Here is an 18,164-nt window from a genome sequence, read left to right as displayed (position 1 = left end):
GTCACGCCGAACGTCGCCGAGACCGCCGGAAAACGGTCACCACGGCCTCACCTGCGAGGAGCGGACCGCGTGGCCCGGTTCGGATAGACGATCAGGATCTCGAGATCGGCCTCGCCGGCCTGCTGCAGGGCGTGGGTGCTGCCCGGACGGGTGAGCATGGCGTCGCCGGGCCCGACCTCGTGCGCCTCGCCGTCGAGCACGAACACGCCACGACCCGAGAGCACGTAGTAGATCTCGTCCTTGTCGTGCGGGTGCAGGCCGATGCCCGCGCCCGGGTGCAGCACGCGCTTGCGGAAGGCGAACGGCAATGCCTCGGCGTCGGCGAAATACGGCCAGGCGGTGGTGGGCCCGGGGCCGCCGTGCGGGCCCGGCTGCTCGACCGTCGGGACGTCGTTCGCGCGCAGCACCTGCGACGGATGCGCTTGCGCCGCGCGCATCGCCCGCGCATCGGCGGTCGCGCCGCAGTCGGTGTCGCGCACGACGTGCCGCCCGAGCGCCGGGTCCAGCGCCTTCCACTCGCGCACCACCAGGCAGGCGACCAGGGTGGCGCCGGCGCGGCTGAAGTGGGTGTCGTCGGCCTGGTCCTGCTCCGGCACGTGCATGTAGTACGGCTTCGAGGCCTCGTCGCCCAGGGCGCGCAGCCAGTCGGTGCTGGCGGCGGTGAGATCGATCAGCGCGACCCGTTCGCGCCGCGCCAGCTCGCGCACCGCCTGGGCGTAGAGCCCGTGGGTGTCGAGCAGCTGGCCGTGGTCGAACTTGCGTCGCGCCACCGGCGTGATCAGCACCGGGGTGGCCTCGCGCTCGCGCGCCAGCGCGACGTAGCGCATCAGCCATTGCGGAAACGCCCGCTCGGGCTCGTTGTAGCGCGACGGATCCTCGAACTTGGCGTCGTTGTGGCCGAACTGGATCAGCAGCACGTCGCCGGCGGCGAGCGCGTCCTCGACGGGCGCGAACCAGCCCTCCTCAATGAAACTGCGCGCGCTGCGGCCGCTCCTGGCATGGTTGCGGACCTCGAACGCGTCCGGGTCGAGGAAGGTCTGCAGCGCCTGCCCCCAACCCGTCCGCGGTGCACGCTCCGGTCCGTATTCGCTGGCGGTGGAGTCGCCGACGACGAAGACCCGCTTGGGCGCGGCATGCGCCCAGGCCGCGAACGCGAACACCGAGAACAACAGGCAGCCCAGCATCCACCCGGCACCCGTCGGAAAGCGGGCTCCACGTCCAAGCCTTTGCGATTCCCGACGCCTCATCCCGATTCCCGACCCCTCAGCGCGCCAGCCAGCCGCCGTCGACCGGCAGCACCGCACCGTGCACGTAGTCGGACGCGTCCGACGACAGGAACACCGCGGCGCCGCCGAGATCCGACGGGTCGCCCCAGCGCCCGGCCGGGATGCGGTCGAGGATCGCCGCGTTGCGGACCTGGTCGTTGCGCAGCGCCTCGGTGTTGTTGGTGGCGAAGTAGCCCGGGGCGATGGCGTTGACGTTGATGCCCTTGGCCGCCCATTCGTTCGCCAGCAGCCGGGTGACGCCGAGCACGCCGGACTTGCTGGCGGTGTACGACGCCACGCGGATGCCGCCCTGGAACGACAGCATCGAGGCGATGTTGACGATCTTGCCGCCGCGCCCGGCGGCGACCCAGGTGCGGGCGACCGCCTGCGAGAGGAAGAACAAGGTCTTCAGGTTCACGCCGAGCACCGCGTCCCAGTCGTCCTCGGTGAAATCGAGCGCGTCATTGCGGCGGATGGTCCCGGCGTTGTTGACCAGGATGTCGATGCCGCCGAGGCGCTCGAGCGCCGTGTCCACCACGTCCTGTACCGGCGCGACGGTGTCGAGCGAGGCCTCGATCCAGGCGAATCGGCGGCCGAGCGCGGTGACCCGCGCCTCGGTCTCGGACGGCGCGCTGCGGCCGACCGCGGCGATGTCGGCGCCGGCCTGCGCCAGCGCCACGGCGATGCCCTGGCCGAGCCCGGTGTTGGCGCCGGTGACGAGGGCGGTTTTGCCGCTGAGATCGAAGGGATGGGACATGGCACGAGGTTCCATTGGTGATGTCGGGCGCGGCGCTCCCGGGGTTTACTTCAGCTGGCAGATGTCCAAAACATGCATGTCGGTGTAGTCGAGGTTCTCGCCGCCCATCGCCCAGATGAAGCAGTAGTTCTTGGTGCCCGAGCCCATGTGGATCGACCACGGTGGCGACACCACCGCCTCGCCGTCGGCGACCACGATGTGGCGCTGCGCGTCGGGCTGGCCCATGAAGTGGTAGACGCGGTCGTTCTCGCCGAGGTCGAAGTAGAAGTACACCTCGGAACGGCGGTCGTGCAGGTGCGGCGGCATGGTGTTCCACACGCTGCCCGGCTTGAGGATGGTCAGCCCCAGCAGCAGCTGCGAGGACTTGCAGGTGGCCGGCACGATGTACTGGTAGATGGTGCGCTCGTTGCTGGTCTCCAGCGCGCCGCGCTCGAGCGGCACCGCCTGGTCGATGGAGATGTGCTTGACGTCAAAGCGCGCGTGCGCCGGGGTGGAGGCGAGATAGAACCGGGCCGGGTTGGCGGCGTCGTCGGAGGCGAAGCCGACCTCCTCGCTGCCCATCGGCACGTACAGGCCGTCCTTCGGCGCCAGCGCATGCGCGGTGCCGTCGACGGTGACGGTGCCGCTGCCGGCACCGACGTTGACGATGCCGAGTTCGCGGCGCTCCAGGAACGGACGGCCCTTGGCCGATTCCGGCTCGGTCTGTTTCGGCAGCGAGACGGACTTGTTCACCGGCGCGGCACCGCCGATCACGAAGCGCTCGTAGTGGGTATAGCTGAGGCGGATGTCGTCGCTGGCGAACAGGCCGTCGAGCAGGTACAGGTCGCGCAGCTCGTCGTTGGAGATGTTCTGCATCACACCCGGATGGGTGGCGTGATAGGTCTTCTGGTACATGGGGCGGTCTCCCGTGGCTGGTGCGCCCGGCGCGAATGTCGCGGACGGCTTCCGTGGTCGATGGCCGCGATTCTACGGATTCTGGTAACCGGTGTCATTTCGCGGTGCGGCAAATCGGGGATGCGACGACGATCCGCCCTCCCGTTCGCGGATTTTCGTGGGAGATCCTTGTGGGAGCGACGGAAGTCGCGACACCGGGCGCGACACCGGGCGCGATGCCGGCGGTGCGGATGCGGGCAACCGCAGGTCCATCGGGGCGGCCGCGGTGTTGGAGTTGGACTCGCAAGCACAGTTCACGGGCGTCGCGACTTCCGTCGCTCCCACAAGTCCGTCGCTCCCACAAAGGAGCACATGGGAGCACAAGGGCGATGGCTGCCGGCCGGCGCCGGGACGCTCAGCTGTCCGGCGGCTGGCAGGAGTCGCGGACGATCAGGTGCGGGCGCACGCTGGCGGCCGGACGGGCGCTGGCGCCCTCCTCCGCCTGGATCAGCATCGCCGCGGCGACGCGGCCGGTGTCGCGGGTGTCGCGGCGCACCGAGGTCAGCGGCGGCCACAGCCGCGAGGCGAGCGGGCTGTCGTCGTAGCCGACCACCGACAGCTGCCGCGGAATGCTGATGCCGGCGCGCAGCGCGACCCGGTACACGCCGGCGGCCATCTCGTCGTTGCCGCAGAAGATCGCGGTGGGCCGGCGCTTGCTTGAAAGCAGCTTCTCGGCGGCGGCCACGCCCGATTCGAAGGTGTAGCCGGCCTCGACGATGCGCGCCTTCGGCAGTTCGATGCCGCGCCTGCCCAGCGCATCCACGAATCCCCCGGTGCGTTCGATGGCCGAGCGATACGCGCGCGGACCGGTGATCAGCGCCAGGTCGCGATGGCCGAGCGACTGCAGGTAGTCGGCGGCCTCGGCGGCGCCGTCGCGGTCGTGGGTCACGACCATGCGCGAGGGCTCGTCCAGGGCCACCGCGGCGATGCGGGTATAGCGGCAGCCGATGGCGTTGAGCATGTCGGCCAGGGCCTGGTCCTCGGACACGCGCGGCACCAGCATCACGCCGTGCAGCTTCTGCTGCTGCACGAAGCGGCGCACGCCGTCGATGTAGCCGGGGCTGCGGCTGTCGCAGGGATGCACCACCAGTTCGAAACCGGAGTCGCGCAGCGCATCGAGCGCGCCGTACTGCATGTTGACGATGAACTGCGCGGTCGGGTTGTCGTAGACCATGCCGATCAGGAACGAGCGCCGGAACGCCAGCCCGCGCGCCATCGGGTCGGGCGAGTAGCCGACCTCGCGCATCAGCGCCTCGACCCGCTCGCGGGTGTCCTGGCGCACCAGCGGCGAGCGGTTGATGATCCGCGAGACGGTCTTCTTGGAGACGCCGGCCAGGCGCGCGATGTCATTGATCGTCGCCGCCTTGACCGGGACCGGAGGCGGGTCGACCTTGCTGGTTTTCTTCGCTGCGGGCATCCGCTCGGTCCGGCCGTGATTTCGGTTGCGTTCGATTCTAGCCGGTCGCTTCAGTCGAGCGCCCGGTAGCGGAAATCGTGGAAGCGCACGCGTCCGTCGCCGGCAGCATAGATCCCGGGCCGCAGCGACAGGAACTTGCCCACGGTGTTGTGATGGTAGCCGGAGACTTCCATCTGCACGCCGTATTTCTCCCAGGTGCGGCCGTCGCGGCTGTGATGGATGGTGAGCACGTGATGGTCGTGGGTGAGGCGCAGCCACAGCCGGCCGCCCTTTCCGGGCCGCAGGCTGGCGGGGCGCTCCTCGCCGTAGCGGTGCATGATGAAGTCCTCTCCGTTCGAACCCAGACCGGCATACAGGCGGTCGCTGTAGAACAGCAGCGCGCCGCCGACGGCGCCGGGCTCGATCTCCATCTCCACCTCGACCTGGTAGGCGCGATCGCCGGCGATCGCGGTCAGCGGCGAGGCGTCGCGGGGCACCGAGCCCTTGCCCTGCAGCACCAGCGCGCCGTCCTCGAAGGCGATGCGGTCCATCTCGTCCGGCCCCGGCTGATAGAACGCCCACTGGTGGCCGAGCCGGCCACCGGAGAAATCGTCCGACAGCGCCATGCCGTGGCGGCCGATCGATTCGCCCGCCGGCTTGGGCAGCGGCCGGCCGAGATCGCCGCCCTTGGCGACGAACCAGCCGTCTTCGGTCCATTCCACCGGGTCCAGCAGCGCCTGCCGGCCCAGGGTCCAGAAGCCGTTCTCGTAGCCGTGATACATCATCCACCACTGGCCGGCGCCGTCCTCGATCAGGGTGGCGTGGCCGCGCGACCACCATTGCTCGGCGCGCGACTCGGTGCGCACCACCGGGTTGTTCGGATCGTTCTCCCACGGCCCGTGGATCGAGCGCGAGCGCGCCACGATCACCATGTGCCCGGTCGGCGGGCCGGCGGTGCCGCCGACCGCGGTGATCATGTAGTACCAGCCGCCGTGGCGGGTGATCTTGGGGCCTTCCTGCGAGTAGCTCTCGACCATCCATTGCTCCGGATAGCGCCAGCCGTCGTAGACGTGCTTCACCTCGCCGACGGTGGAAAGGCCGTCGTCCGACAGCTGCACGTAGTCGCCTCCGCTCAGGAACAGGTAGCGCTTGCCGTCCTCGCCCACCGCGTGGCCGGGGTCGATGTGGTCGGGCAGGCGCAGGTCTACCGGCTCGCTCCAGGGGCCGCGGATGTCGTCGGCCCAGACCACGTAGTTGCTGCGGCCGACATCGGTACGGCCGGGGAAGTAGATGTAGTGGCGGCCCTCGTGCCGGACCAGGTCCGGCGCCCAGATCGAGCCGACGCTGGTGGTGATGGCATGGCCGAGCGGCTGCCAGTTGACCAGGTCGCGCGAATGCCACAGCGGCAGCCCCGGGTAGGCGTCGAACGAGGACAGGGTGAGGTAGTAGTCGTCGCCGTCCCGGAGCACCGACGGGTCCGGGTGGTCGCCGGCGAGGATCGGATTGAGGAAGGTGCCGTCGCCGAGGTCGGCCTGGCGCTGGCCTTCGATGCCACGTGCCCAGGCCGGAGCCGATGGCGTCGCCGCGCCGGCACAGAGGGCGGCGCCGAGCAGCCAGGCGCCGGCCAGGAGCGGGAGCGATCGGAACGTCTTCAGGGTCATCGTGGCCTCGTGGTGGCGCGGTCGCTCCCGTCCCGGGCGTCGCCGGACGGCTCATGACACCGCTGGTCATCCGGACCGTACCAAAGCGCTCCGGCGGCGGCATCGTGCGCTGCAGCAAGGTGATTCGCGTTGGGGCGGTTACAGTGGGGCTCGCATGCGATCTGATGGATCCGGACTCCACATGACACCGCTAGCCATTCCTATCGGTTTGACATCACCCGGGCGTGTTAGCGCTACCATCCGAGTGTGCCCGGCGGCACCGACCGTGGAGCAACTGCCTTGAGCGTGTTCGTGGGACTCGACATCGGCACCCAGAGCGTGAAGCTGGTGGCCTACGATCCGGACGCGCGGCGCAGCGTCTTCACCACCGGCGTGCCGCTGGAGCTCATCCATGGCGACGACGGCGCCCGCGAGCAACGGGCGGAATGGTGGACGGACGCGGTATCGCAATGCTTCGCGGCCATGCCGGCGGCACTGCGCGCGCGGGTGCGCGGCATCGGCGTGTCGGGGCAGCAGCACGGCTTCGTGCCGCTGGCCGCCGACGGCCGCGTGCTGGCCCCGGTCAAGCTGTGGAACGACACCAGCACCGATGCCGACGGCCGCCGGATCATGGCCGCGGCCGGCGGGCGCGCACGCTGCGTCGCGCTGGCCGGCAACCCGGTGCCGGCCGGCTACACCGCTTCCAAGCTGCCGTGGACGCGGCGCCACCGGCCCGAGGTGTACCGCGAGCTGCACACGATTCTGCTGCCGCACGACTACATCGATTTCTGGCTGACCGGCGAGCGCTGGATGGAGCACGGCGACGCCTCCGGCACCGGCTGGCTGGACGTGCGCACGCGGCAGTGGTCGCCGGAACTGCTGGCGGCGACCGACCCCGACCGCGACCTGGCGGCCTGCCTGCCGCCGCTGGTGTCGCCGGAGGCCACCTTCCCGGTCCGCGCGCAGGCGGCGGCGGACCTGGGGCTGCCCGCCGACGTGCGCGTGTCGGCCGGCGGCGGCGACAACATGATGGCGGCGATCGGCACCGGCAACGTGCAGCCCGGCCGGCTCACGGTGAGCCTGGGCACCTCGGGCACGCTGTTCGCCTACGCCGACCGCCCGGTGGTGGACGACGACGCCCGCTGGGCCGCGTTCTGCGATTCGACCGGCGGCTGGCTGCCGCTGATCTGCACCATGAACTGCACCGTCGCCACCGAGACCATGGCCCGCCTGTTCGGCATCGCCGCCGGCGACGGCGACGCGCTGGTCGAGGCGACCGGGCCCGGCGCCGGCGGCCTGGTGCTGCTGCCGTTCTTCAGCGGCGAGCGCACCCCCGACCTGCCCGCCGGCCGCGGCTGCCTGACCGGCATGGACCTGCACAACACCACGCCGGCGCACCTGTACCGCGCGGCGATGGAGGGCGCGACCTACAGCCTGCGCCACGGCTACGACGCCTTCGTCGACGCCGGCCTGCGCTTCGAGCGCCTGTGCCTGACCGGCGGCGGCAGCCGCAGCGCCGCCTGGCGGCAGCTGGTGGCCGACGTCTTCGAGCTGCCGGTCGAGATCCCGCAGGAAGGCGAAGGCGCCGCGTTCGGCGCCGCGCTGCAGGCGCTGTGGGCATGCGGGCGCGCCGTCGGCGCGGACGGCGCGCTGGCGGACACGGTGCAGGCGCACGTGCGCGCGGACCCTGCCGCGGCGGCCGCCCCGCGCCCGGCGCAGGCGCAGGCCTACCGCGCCCACTACGCGACCTTCCTCCGTCATCTCGCGGCGGTGCGGCCGCTGTACGCGGCCACCGACGACGTTCCCGATTCCTCCCCGAACTCCCAACGGACCCACGCATGAGCTCTTCCAACTCCACAGGCGTGTTCAAAGGCGCGCGCGAATACTTCCCCGGCATCGGCCGCATCCCCTTCGAGGGGCCGGACTCGGACAATCCACTGGCGTTCAAGCACTACGACGCCGATCGCCGCATCGGCGACAAGACCATGGCCGAGCACCTGCGCTTCGCCGTGTGCTACTGGCACAGCTTCTGCAACGCCGGCCACGATCCGTTCGGGCCCGGCACGCGCACCTATCCCTGGGACGCGCCGGCCGCGTCCGGCGACTCGCCGCTGGCGCGCGCCGAGGCCAAGCTCGATGCCGCGTTCGAGTTCTTCAGCAAGCTCGGCGTGCCGTACTACTGCTTCCACGACATCGACCTGGCGCCGGACGCCGACGACATCGGCGAATACGAGAAGAACCTCGCGCACATGGTGGCGCTGGCGAAACAGCGCCAGCAGGCCGCCGGCATGAAGCTGCTGTGGGGCACCGCCAACCTGTTCTCGCATCCGCGCTACATGAACGGCGCGGCGACCAATCCCGACTTCGACGTGGTCGCGCGCGCCGCGGTGCAGGTGAAGGCGGCGATCGACGCGACGGTGGAGCTGGGCGGCGAGAACTACGTGTTCTGGGGCGGGCGCGAAGGCTATGCCTGCCTGCTCAATACCGACATGAAGCGCGAGCTCGAGCACTTCGCGCGCTTTCTGACGATGGCGCGCGACTACGGCCGCAGCGTCGGCTTCGCCGGCAACTTCCTGATCGAGCCCAAGCCGATGGAGCCGATGAAGCACCAGTACGACTTCGACAGCGCCACGGTGGCGGGCTTCCTGCAGCGCCATGGCCTGGCGGACGACTTCAAGCTCAACATCGAGGCCAACCACGCGACCCTGGCCGGGCACAGCTTCGAGCACGACCTGCAGGTGGCGTCCGACGCCGGGCTGCTCGGCAGCATCGACGCCAACCGCGGCAACCCGCAGAACGGCTGGGACACCGACCAGTTCCCGACCGACCTGTACGACACCGTGGGCGCGATGCTGGTGGTGCTGCGGCAGGGCGGGCTTCAGCCTGGCGGGCTGAACTTCGATGCCAAGGTGCGGCGCGAGTCGACCGACGCCGAGGACCTGTTCCTGGCCCACATCGGCGGCATGGACGCGTTCGCGCGCGGGCTCGAGGTGGCGCACGCGCTGCTGGCCGACTCGCCGCTGGAAACCTGGCGCCGCGAGCGCTACGCCAGCTTCGACAGCGGCGCCGGGCGCGCGTTCGCGGCCGGCGAGCTGGACCTGCCGGGCCTGCGCGCGCAGGCGCTCGAGCGCGGAGAGCCGGCACGCCGCAGCGGCCGCCAGGAGGCCTACGAGAATCTGCTCAACCGGTACCTGGTGCGGGTCGGGAACGGCTGACGCGGCGGGAATCCTGGCGCCCGCGCGTCGGATGAGGGCACGCAAGCGGCGCGTCCGCGAACAACCGGCGGCGGCGGCACCGGGGCACGCCGCCATGGCCCGCATTGCCGAGGCGGCAATGCCTGGTCCATGCTTGCCTTCGCATGCGGACCGGCGGTGCACTTCATTCTCACGAGGGGATCATCCATGAGCAGCGTCAACCTTTCCGATCAGGCCGCGGCCCCGGAGTCGCCGAACACCCGCTTCATCGTGCTGATCAGCCTGGTGGCGACGCTGGGCGGGTTCCTGTTCGGCTTCGACAGCGGCGTGATCAACGGCACCGTCGACGGTCTGCGCCTGGCGTTCGACTCCGACTCGGTGGGCACCGGTTTCAACGTCGCCTCGATGCTGCTCGGCTGCGCGGTGGGCGCGTTCTTCGCCGGGCGCCTGGCCGACCTGTACGGGCGCCGCACGCTGCTGATCGTGGCGGCGGTGCTGTTCCTGGTCTCGGCCTGGGGTTCGGGCATCGCCGGCACGTCGCTGGAGTTCGTGATCTACCGGGTGCTCGGCGGACTGGCGGTGGGCGCGGCCAGCGTGATGGCGCCGGCCTATATCGCCGAGGTCTCGGCGGCGCACTATCGCGGCCGCCTGGCCACGGTGCAGCAGATCGCGATCATCTGCGGGCTGTTCCTGGCGTTCCTGAGCAACTACCTGCTGGCCAAGATCGCCGGCGCCTCGATCCGGCCGCTGTGGCTGGGCTTCGAGGCCTGGCGCTGGATGTTCTGGATGGAGATCGCGCCGGCGGCGCTGTTCCTGGGCGCGCTGCTGTTCATTCCCGAGAGCCCGCGCTTCCTGGTGGTCAAAGGCCGCCGCGAACGGGCACTGGCGGTGCTGCGCCGGCTGTACGGCCAGGGTGCCGGCACGACCAAGCTGGCCGAGATCGAGGCCAGCCTGGCCGCCGACCATCACCGGCCGCGGTTCTCGGACCTGATCGCCAAGGCCACCGGCAAGGTGCGGCCGATCGTGTGGGTGGGCATCGGGCTGGCGACGTTCCAGCAGCTGGTGGGCATCAACGTGGTGTTCTACTACGGCGCGGTGCTGTGGCAGGCGGTGGGCTTCTCGGAGAACGACGCGCTGCTGATCAACGTGCTGTCGGGGGCGCTGAGCATCGGTGCCTGCCTGCTGACGGTGGCGCTGATCGACAAAGTCGGCCGCAAGCCGCTGCTGTGGATCGGCTCGGTGGGCATGGCGATCTCGCTGGGACTGGTGACGATCGCGTTCTCGACCGGCACGCTGGACGCCGGCAACCGGCTGCAGCTGTCGGACGCGATGGGCGTGCTGGCGCTGGTGGCGGCCAATGTCTACGTGATCTTCTTCAACCTGTCGTGGGGCCCGGTGATGTGGGTGATGCTGGGGGAGATGTTCCCCAACCAGATCCGCGGTTCGGGCCTGGCGGTGGCGGGGCTTTTCCAGTGGGGCTCGAACTTCGCGATCACCATGACCTTCCCGGTGATGCTGGCGGGGATCGGGCTGGCGGCGACGTACGGGTTCTACGCGTTCGCGGCGGTGGTCTCGATCTTCTTCGTGCTGCGTTACGTGCACGAGACCCGCGGGCGCGAGCTGGAGCAGATGGAGGGGTGAGGCGCGCGTGCGGCTGGGTTGTGGGAGTGGCGGTGGCATGCCGCCGCCGGGCGGTCGCGACATGGCCGCAACGCCGACGCTCCCCGCCCGTCTTGATACTTGTGGGAGCGACGGAAGTCACGACTGGGATCTCGCAGCCGGCGTGATGCATCAGCGCCGGCGAAGCAACCGGCTTCGGAAGCAGCGGCGCCCGGGCGCGCCAGGCAGCCCCCTACCGTAGCGACGAAGCGACCCCGTCGCCACGGGCGGCATCCAGTGAATAGCCGCGCCAGGCAATCGACGCCGCTCGGCCTGGAACCAGTGCCTGACGCGGCTATTCACTGACCTCGCCCCGTGGCGACGGTGAGACCGCGTCGCACCGGATGGGACTACCTGGCGCGGCTTCGGAAACGGCGACGCCCGGGCGCGCCAGGCAGCCCCCACCGCAGCGACGATGCAACCCCGTCGCCACGGGCGGCCGCCAATGAATAGCCGCGCCAGGCAATCGAAGCCGCTCGGCCTGGAGCCGAGGCCTGATGCGGCTATTCACTGACCTTGCCCCGTGGCGACGGTGATACCGCGTCGCACCGGATGGGACTACCTGGCGCTGCTCCGGAACCAGCGGCGCCCGGGCCGGGGCATGCTCCCGGGCTCGGTCCGCCATCTATGGCGGACTCGCCGCCGCAGGCCCGTGCCGCTTCGCGGCCCGGTCCGGCCCGGCGCAGCGCGCCGGGCGTTCGCACAGACCGCGCGGCAGTGCCGCGCAAGCGGCCCGTGCTCACCCATGGCCTGCTGTCCGCATACCCCGGTCCGGGCGCCGCATCGGTGATTCACTTTCGGATGCTCGGAAGCCCTCCCACCGAAGCCGATACGGGTGGAGCGGGAGCCGTGCCGCGGGGATTGCGGAGAGCTGACCATGGATGGTCAGCGGCCCTGAGTCCGGCCATGGATTGCCGGACCGAAGGGCGGAGCAATCCCCGCGGCGCGGCTCCCGCCTCGACGCGGCAACCGAAGACAGGCATTCACTCAAAGAACAGCGCGAAGCGGCTATTCATTGGTGCTGCCCCGTGGCGACGGGGTAACTTCGTCGTGGCGGAAAGAATTGCTTGGCGCGGCTTCAGTCCGACGACAGCACTGACGTCTTCAATCCCCCGAGGCGACCTCTCGTTTCCAGCACGGACACTCGCGCTCGAGCAGATCGCGCGGCCAGTCGCGTACCACTGATAGCCGGTGCGGCGCTCGCGCGGGATGTCGGCATAGCGCGCCACGCGCTCGCCTTCGCGGGTGGCCAGCACCACGCTGTTGTCCGCCAGATCGTAGAAACGCGCCCACAGCAACGGCGCATCGGCACCCTCGACCAGGCGCCGGTCGGTGGTGGCGCTGTGATAGCGGTAGCGCACCGGTTCGGCCGCGAACGTCTCCAGGCGCACGCCCCGCAGCGCCACGTTGTCGAAACTGCCGCCGGCGGTGTCCCGCTCGGCCTCGAGCCGGCGGCGCTCGTCGTCGCCGAGGATGCGCACCGGGTCCCGGTTCTCGCGCCAGCCGCCGTCGCGGCGCTGCTGCAGCACGATGTTGTCGGCGATCGCGACGATGTCGTCGGGCGCATGGCGCGGGTAGCCGCCGCCGTGCGCGTTCCGCCAGTGGTGGATGGCGTCGGCGAAACCGTCCAGCGGGATCGGATCGGGACTGCGCGCCGCGGCCGCCGCCGGCAGCAGCGAGGCGGCCGCGAACAGCAGCGCGGCCAGGCCTAGACCTTGAACAGCGCCGGCAGCCACAGCGACAGTTGCGGGAACACCGTGACCACCAGCAGCACGCCGAGTGCCGCCAGCCAGAACGGCCAGATCGACTTCAGCGACTCGCCGATGCCGATCTTGCCGATCGCGGTGCCGACGAACAGCACCGAACCGACCGGCGGCGTGACCAGGCCGATGCCGCCGGCGAGCACCAGCACCACGCCGAAATGCAGCGGGTCGACGCCGAACGCCTTGGCCACCGGCAGGAAGATCGGCGTGCAGATCAGGATCATCGGCGCCAGGTCCATGAAGGTGCCCAGCAGCAGCAGGATCACCGCGATCAGCAGCAGCACGGTGTAGCGGTTGTCGGCGATCGCGCCCAGCAGCTCGACCGCCGCGGCCGGCACCTGCAGGTAGGCCAGCAGCCAGCCGAACAGCGCCGCGGTGGCGATCACGAACAGGATCACGCCGGTGGTGCGCGCCGCGTGCGCGACCGCCTGCCGGAACGCGGACCAGTTCAGCATGCGGTAGATCGCCACCGTCACCAGCAGCGCGTAGACCACCGCCACCGCGGCGCTCTCCACCGCGGTGAACACGCCGGCGCGGATGCCGATGAAGATCAGTGCCACCAGCCCGAGGCCGGGCAGCGCCGAGACCAGCCGCAGCAGCACCGCGCGCATCCCCGGGAACGCCTCGGTGCCGTAGCCGCGGCGGCGCGCGACCGCGTAGCCGGTGAACATCAGCGTCACCGTCATCAGCAGCGCGGGGATGATACCGGCGGCGAACAGGTCGGCGATGGAGATGCCGCCGCCGACCGCGGCCGAGTACAGGATGAGGTTGTGCGACGGCGGCACCAGCAGCGCGACCAGCGCGGCGGTGATGCTGACGTTGACGGCGAAATCGCGGTCGTAGCCGCGCTCGACCATCTGCGGGATCATGGTGCCGCCGATCGCGGACACATCGGCGATCGCCGAGCCGGACACGCCGCCGAAGAACAGCGACGACAGCACGCTGACCTGGCCGAGGCCGCCGCGGATGCGCCCGACCAGCGCCGCGGCCAGGCTGATCAACCGCTCCGAGATGCCGCCGCGCATCATGAGTTCGCCGGCGAAGATGAACAACGGGATCGCGATCAGCGAGGCGGTGCCGATGCCGGCGCCGACCTGCTGTACCAGCACGACCGACGGCAGGTCCAGGTAGAACAGCGTCAGCAGCGCGGACGCGGCCAGCGCATACGCCACCGGCACGCCGATCAGCAACAACAGGACGAACGCCCCGAACAGCAAACCGATCGCCATGCCTCAGTCCTCGCCCTTGCCGGTGAACGCCCGCGCCAGCGCGAACAGCGCCATCAGCAACCCGCCCAGCGCCAGCGGCAGGAACACGATGCTCTGCGGCAGCGGCGCACCCGCCATGCGGATGCCGAAGCCGTCGACGAGCAGCCGCGCGCCCCACCACGCCAGGGTGGCGCCGATCGCCACGACCACCGCCGCGGCCGCCGCGTCGCTCGCCCGCCGCAGCGGCGGCGGAAACGCCTGCGCCAGCAGGTGGAAGCGGAAGTGGCGGCGCTCGTGCACGCCGGCGGCGGCGCCGAAACTCATCGCCGTGCTCAGCAGCAGCAGGGTGACCGGCTCGGTCCAGCTCGGCGAATCGTTGAGCACGTAGCGCGCGAACACCTGCCAGCCCTGCACCGCGACGAGGCCGAGCATGGCCACGCCGGCGACGGCGACCGCGAGCGACGACAACCGCGTCAGCCCGCGCTGCAGCGCAGGGAACCCGGGGGAGGAAGCGGTGTCGTGTTCGGCGGTGCCCATCGGTCTCCTCAGGCGAATGCGCGGATGCGGCGGTAGAGCGGCGCGATCTCGGGCCGGCGCAGGTAGTCGTCGAGCAGCGGCGCGGCCGCGGCACGGAACGCCGGCATGTCGACGTCGTTGATGGCCACGCCGTGCGCCTCGACCGCCGCGCGGGCGGCGCTTTCCGACTCGTCCCACAGCCGCCGCATCAGCGCCACCGACTCGCGCGCGGTCTCGATCACCAGCGCGCGATCGGCGGGCGCCAGCGCCTCGAGGCTGCGCTGCGACATCAGCAGCACGTCGGGCGCGTAGGAATGCTCGCTCTGCGACCAATACCCGGCCGCCTCGAAGTGCCGGCTGGCGTGGAAGCTGCGCATGTTGTTCTCGGCGCCGTCGATCAGCCGCGTCTCCAGCGCCGAGAACACCTGGCCGAACGCCAGCGGCGTGGGATTGGCGCCGAACAGGCGCAGCAGCTGGATGAAGATGTCCGACGGCGGCACCCGGAACTTCAGCCCGCGCAGGTCGTCCGGCGTGCGCAGCGGCCGCTGGGTGTTGTAGAAGCAGCGCGCGCCGGAGTCGTAGATCGCCAGCCCGACCAGGCCGCGCGCCTCGAAGCCGCGCAGCACCGCCGCGCCCACGTCGCCATCGAGCGCGCGGCGCAGGTGCGCCACCGAGTCGAACACGTACGGCAGGCACAGCGCCTGGGTCAGCGGGAAGACGTTGTTGAGCGCACCGCTGTAGACGCGGGTGATGTCGATGGCGCCGAAGCGGGCCATGTCGATCGCGTCGGATTCGCGTCCGAGCTGGCCGGAGTGGTACAGGCGGATGCGCAGGCGGCCGTCGGTCTCGCGCGCCAGGGTCTGGCCGATCCACTTCACCGCCTCGACCGTGGGATAGCCGTCGACGTGCACGTCGGTGGCGGTGAGCTCGCCGCCGGCGCCGCGCGCCAGCGCGGGCAGCGGCAGCAGCGGCGCGGCGCACGCGCCGAGGCCGGCGGCGAGAAAGCGACGCCGATCGATCACGCCGCCCCCGCCGCGGCCGCCGCCACCGCGTGGCCCTCGATGTCGCCGTAGCCTTCGAACCGCACCCGCGCCGTCTGCCCGACCGCGATCTCGTGGATACCGGTGGCATTGCCGGTCGCGATGAGTTCGCCGGCCTTGAGCGGGCGGCCGCGCCGGGCCGAACGCGACAGGGCGAAGGCGTAGGCGGCGCGCAACCCGCCCGGCAGCAGGGTCGCACCGCCGGTGCCGACGCTGGCGCCGTCGATCCAGGTCTCCGCGCGCAGGCGCTCTTCGGGAATCTCGCGCCAGCGCTCGATCTCGCCGCCGAGGATCAGCCCGTTGTTGTTGCCGAAGTCCGACACCACCACGCGCGGGCCGAGCGCGTTGATCGTGGCCAGCGGGCTGCTGGCGATCTCGATGCCGATGTGCAGCGTCGCCGGCAGCGCGGCGGCCTCGTCCGGCGTCCAGTCGACCTTGCCGGCCGGCGCGTCGGCCTGCAGCCGCAACACGTACTCGGCCTCGACCGCGGCGAAGCCGCCGGCGAACACGGGAAACCCGACGCTGCCCCCGGCCGGCCACAGGTTGCGGCGGAAGATCGGGCCGAGCAGGCGGTCGTCGCCGGAGCCGTCGCGGCGCGGCGGCTGGATGTAGCCGACCTTCCAGCCGACCACCGCGTCGGGCCATTGCGCGATCGCCAGGTCCTGCACGCGGTAGGCGGCGACCAGATCGTCCGGGATCTCGCCCGGGAAGTCCGGCAGCGACGCGCCGGCCAGCCGCGCCCGCACGAATGCCCCGGCGATCGCCCCCGCGGCCTGTCCCTGGTCCGGCGCCTCCATGGCGCTGTCGTTGCGGTTGCTCAAGCTGGTTCTCCTGCGAAAACGGATGTTGCGGCACGCACGGCGCCGACGTCGGCTATCCGTATATGGTAAACCGGTGTCATTTTCAATGTGCAGCGCGACATGCGCCGGCGTCAAGTTGCACGACAGCAAAACGCGCGCAGAGCGCACTCGCGCAGCCCACATGAGGAGACCGCACGCTACGAACCTTCACTGCCCGGACGGACGAGCGCCATGTTGCAGTGCACATGGTGCAGCCAGCGGATTTTCGTGTACGGTCAACCGGTGTCATTTTTGGTGCTCCATGCGCCGTCATCGTCGCGACGATGACGGCGGAACGGCCACCCCGGGAGGAATCGATGCATTCGTTCATGTCATTGCTGGCGCGCCTGTTGCTGTCGCTGGCGTTGATCGGCTTGGTACCGCCGGTCGTGGCCGCCGATCAGGCGCTCGCCTTTCCGGGGGCGCAGGGCTGGGCCGCGCACACGCCGGGCGGACGCGGCGGACAGATCCTCCGCGTCACCACGCTCGACGCCGAAGGTCCCGGCTCGCTCGCCGAGGCGCTGCGGACCAAGGGGCCGCGCATCGTGGTGTTCGAGGTCGGCGGCGTGATCGACCTCGGCGTCGAGGAGCTGCGCATCGACGAGCCTTACCTGACCATCGCCGGCCAGACCGCGCCGCAGCCGGGCATCACCCTGATCCGCGGCGGGCTGGTGATCGCCACCCACGACGTGGTGGTGCGCCACATCCGCGTGCGTCCCGGCGAGGCCGGCCGGGCCAAGCGCGAAGGCCCCGACTTCGACGCCATCACCACCGTGCGCGGCGCCCGCGACGTGATCGTCGACCACTGCTCGCTGACCTGGGCCACCGACGAGAACCTGTCGGCCTCCAGCACCCGCTTCGCCGGCGAAACGCCGGAAGCATGGCTGCAGAACGCCTCGCGGCGGATCACCTTCAGCAACAACATCCTCGCCGAGGGGCTGGCCGACTCCGTGCACCCCAAGGGCGAGCACTCCAAGGGCTCGCTGATCCACGACCACGTCAACGACGTGCTGATCGTCGGCAACCTGTATGCGCACAACATGGAGCGCAATCCGCTGTTCAAGGGCGGCGCGCGCGGGCAGGTGATCAACAACCTGATCTACAACCCCGGGCAGAAGGCCGTGCACTACAATCTGATCGCCGAGGAATGGATCGGGCACGCGCCCTACCAGAGCGGGCAGATGGTCCTGCGCGGCAACGTCATGCGCGCCGGGCCCGATACCCGCGAGCTGGCGTTCTTCATGATCGGCGGCTCGGGCGACATGGAGCTCTACGTCGAGGACAACCTGGTGGTGGACGCGATCGGCGAGGCGCTGCCGCAGACCGGACGCTACACCACCGCGCCGGTCGAACTGATCGAGCTCGAGGCGGCGCCGGCGCTGCCGTTCGGCGTGGAGCTGCTGCCGGCGGCGCAGGTACAGGACGCCGTGATCGCCGACGCCGGCGCCCGCCCCTGGGACCGCGACGAGATCGACCGCCGCATCGTCGCCGACGTGATCGAGGCGCGCGGCGCGATCATCGACAGCGAACAGGCGGTCGGCGGCTATCCCGACCACCCGGAAACGCGCCAGGCCTTCGTGCCCGAGGACTGGGAACTCGACACGATGGAGCCGCGCAAGCCGCTGCCGCGCGGCGAACCGCTGCGCTGATGGTGCCGAAGGATCCGGCCGCCGCTCGCGCCGCCTTCGGGGAAGAACGGTCCGCGCCGTCCATCTTTGTAGAAGCGCAAATCCCCCCTGCCCCCCTTTTTCAAAGGGGGGTGGATGCCGGGTTTCGGGCGGGGCGCAATCACCTATGCTCGCCCCCTTTCGGGAAAGGGAAGCCGCAGGCCGAACTTCGGATAAGACGCGGTCGCCGATGCTTTCCGCCCTTTGAAAAAGGGGGGCAGGGGGGATTTGCTTGGCGACCGGCCAAGCCAAAGCCAAAGCGAATCCCCCTCAATCCCCCTTCTGCG

The 18,164-nt window shown here is 70.6% G+C and carries 14 protein-coding genes; 4 read left to right on the top strand and 10 right to left on the bottom strand.

The window, feature by feature from the left end; genetic code table 11:
- Nucleotides 1-47: 47 nt before the first annotated feature.
- From U3649_RS04595 to U3649_RS04575, 5 genes are all read right to left on the bottom strand, one after another.
- The gene (locus tag U3649_RS04595) at nt 48-1,184 is read right to left on the bottom strand and encodes a cupin domain-containing protein (RefSeq protein ID WP_407353707.1); all 1,137 of its coding nucleotides are present in this window, start codon (nt 1,182-1,184) and stop codon (nt 48-50) included.
- A 79-nt stretch (nt 1,185-1,263) separates the two neighbouring features.
- Complete coding sequence (gene kduD, locus U3649_RS04590; protein WP_407353706.1) at nt 1,264-2,022, bottom strand: 2-dehydro-3-deoxy-D-gluconate 5-dehydrogenase KduD; 759 nt, start codon at nt 2,020-2,022, stop codon at nt 1,264-1,266.
- A 45-nt stretch (nt 2,023-2,067) separates the two neighbouring features.
- Nucleotides 2,068-2,916: a 5-dehydro-4-deoxy-D-glucuronate isomerase gene (kduI, locus tag U3649_RS04585; protein ID WP_407353705.1), complete on the bottom strand. Its 849-nt coding sequence runs from the start codon at nt 2,914-2,916 to the stop codon at nt 2,068-2,070.
- Between the two features lie 394 nt (nt 2,917-3,310).
- Complete coding sequence (locus U3649_RS04580) at nt 3,311-4,372, bottom strand: LacI family DNA-binding transcriptional regulator (protein ID WP_407353704.1); 1,062 nt, start codon at nt 4,370-4,372, stop codon at nt 3,311-3,313.
- Nucleotides 4,373-4,422: 50 nt separating this feature from the next.
- On the bottom strand, nt 4,423-6,012 hold the full coding sequence (locus U3649_RS04575) for a family 43 glycosylhydrolase (protein WP_407353703.1): 1,590 nt from the start codon (nt 6,010-6,012) through the stop codon (nt 4,423-4,425).
- 279 nt (nt 6,013-6,291) lie between these two features.
- Here U3649_RS04575 and xylB point away from each other — a divergent pair, with 279 nt between their 5' ends.
- From xylB to U3649_RS04560, 3 genes are all read left to right on the top strand, one after another.
- Nucleotides 6,292-7,833: a xylulokinase gene (gene xylB, locus U3649_RS04570; protein ID WP_407353702.1), complete on the top strand. Its 1,542-nt coding sequence runs from the start codon at nt 6,292-6,294 to the stop codon at nt 7,831-7,833.
- On the top strand, nt 7,830-9,206 hold the full coding sequence (gene xylA, locus U3649_RS04565) for a xylose isomerase (RefSeq protein WP_407353701.1): 1,377 nt from the start codon (nt 7,830-7,832) through the stop codon (nt 9,204-9,206). Before xylB ends, xylA begins: the two co-directional genes overlap by 4 nt.
- 186 nt (nt 9,207-9,392) lie before the next feature.
- A complete protein-coding gene (locus U3649_RS04560) occupies nt 9,393-10,826 on the top strand; it encodes a sugar porter family MFS transporter (RefSeq protein ID WP_407353700.1) in 1,434 nt (477 codons plus the stop codon).
- Nucleotides 10,827-11,827: 1,001 nt separating this feature from the next.
- On the opposite strand, the gene U3649_RS04555 is transcribed toward U3649_RS04560, so the two are convergent.
- The 5 genes from U3649_RS04555 to U3649_RS04535 are packed head-to-tail and all read right to left on the bottom strand — an operon-like array spanning nt 11,828 to nt 16,168.
- Nucleotides 11,828-12,580, bottom strand: coding sequence for a pectate lyase (locus U3649_RS04555; protein ID WP_407353699.1), 753 nt, complete (start codon nt 12,578-12,580; stop codon nt 11,828-11,830).
- On the bottom strand, nt 12,553-13,836 hold the full coding sequence (locus U3649_RS04550) for a TRAP transporter large permease (protein ID WP_407353698.1): 1,284 nt from the start codon (nt 13,834-13,836) through the stop codon (nt 12,553-12,555). Before U3649_RS04550 ends, U3649_RS04555 begins: the two co-directional genes overlap by 28 nt.
- 3 nt (nt 13,837-13,839) lie before the next feature.
- On the bottom strand, nt 13,840-14,352 hold the full coding sequence (locus U3649_RS04545; protein WP_407353697.1) for a TRAP transporter small permease: 513 nt from the start codon (nt 14,350-14,352) through the stop codon (nt 13,840-13,842).
- 8 nt (nt 14,353-14,360) lie between these two features.
- Entirely contained in the window at nt 14,361-15,353 is a 993-nt protein-coding gene (locus U3649_RS04540; RefSeq protein ID WP_407353696.1) for a TRAP transporter substrate-binding protein, read from the bottom strand.
- Nucleotides 15,350-16,168 carry a 2-keto-4-pentenoate hydratase gene (locus U3649_RS04535; RefSeq protein ID WP_407354541.1) on the bottom strand — a complete coding sequence of 273 codons (819 nt, stop codon included), beginning with the start codon at nt 16,166-16,168 and terminating at the stop codon, nt 15,350-15,352. The genes U3649_RS04540 and U3649_RS04535 overlap by 4 nt, the downstream gene beginning before the upstream one ends.
- A gap of 359 nt (nt 16,169-16,527) precedes the next feature.
- Between U3649_RS04535 and U3649_RS04530 the strand changes: the two genes are divergently transcribed.
- Nucleotides 16,528-17,859, top strand: a complete 1,332-nt coding sequence (locus U3649_RS04530; RefSeq protein WP_407353695.1) for a polysaccharide lyase family 1 protein — start codon at nt 16,528-16,530, stop codon at nt 17,857-17,859.
- Nucleotides 17,860-18,164: the final 305 nt, after the last annotated feature.

Origin of the sequence: Luteimonas sp. R10 (assembly GCF_045689605.1) — a bacterium.
Taxonomy (GTDB): Bacteria; Pseudomonadota; Gammaproteobacteria; order Xanthomonadales; family Xanthomonadaceae; genus Luteimonas.
The sequence above is the reverse complement of the archived record's forward strand: the minus strand, read 5'-3'. Positions and strand labels throughout refer to the sequence as shown.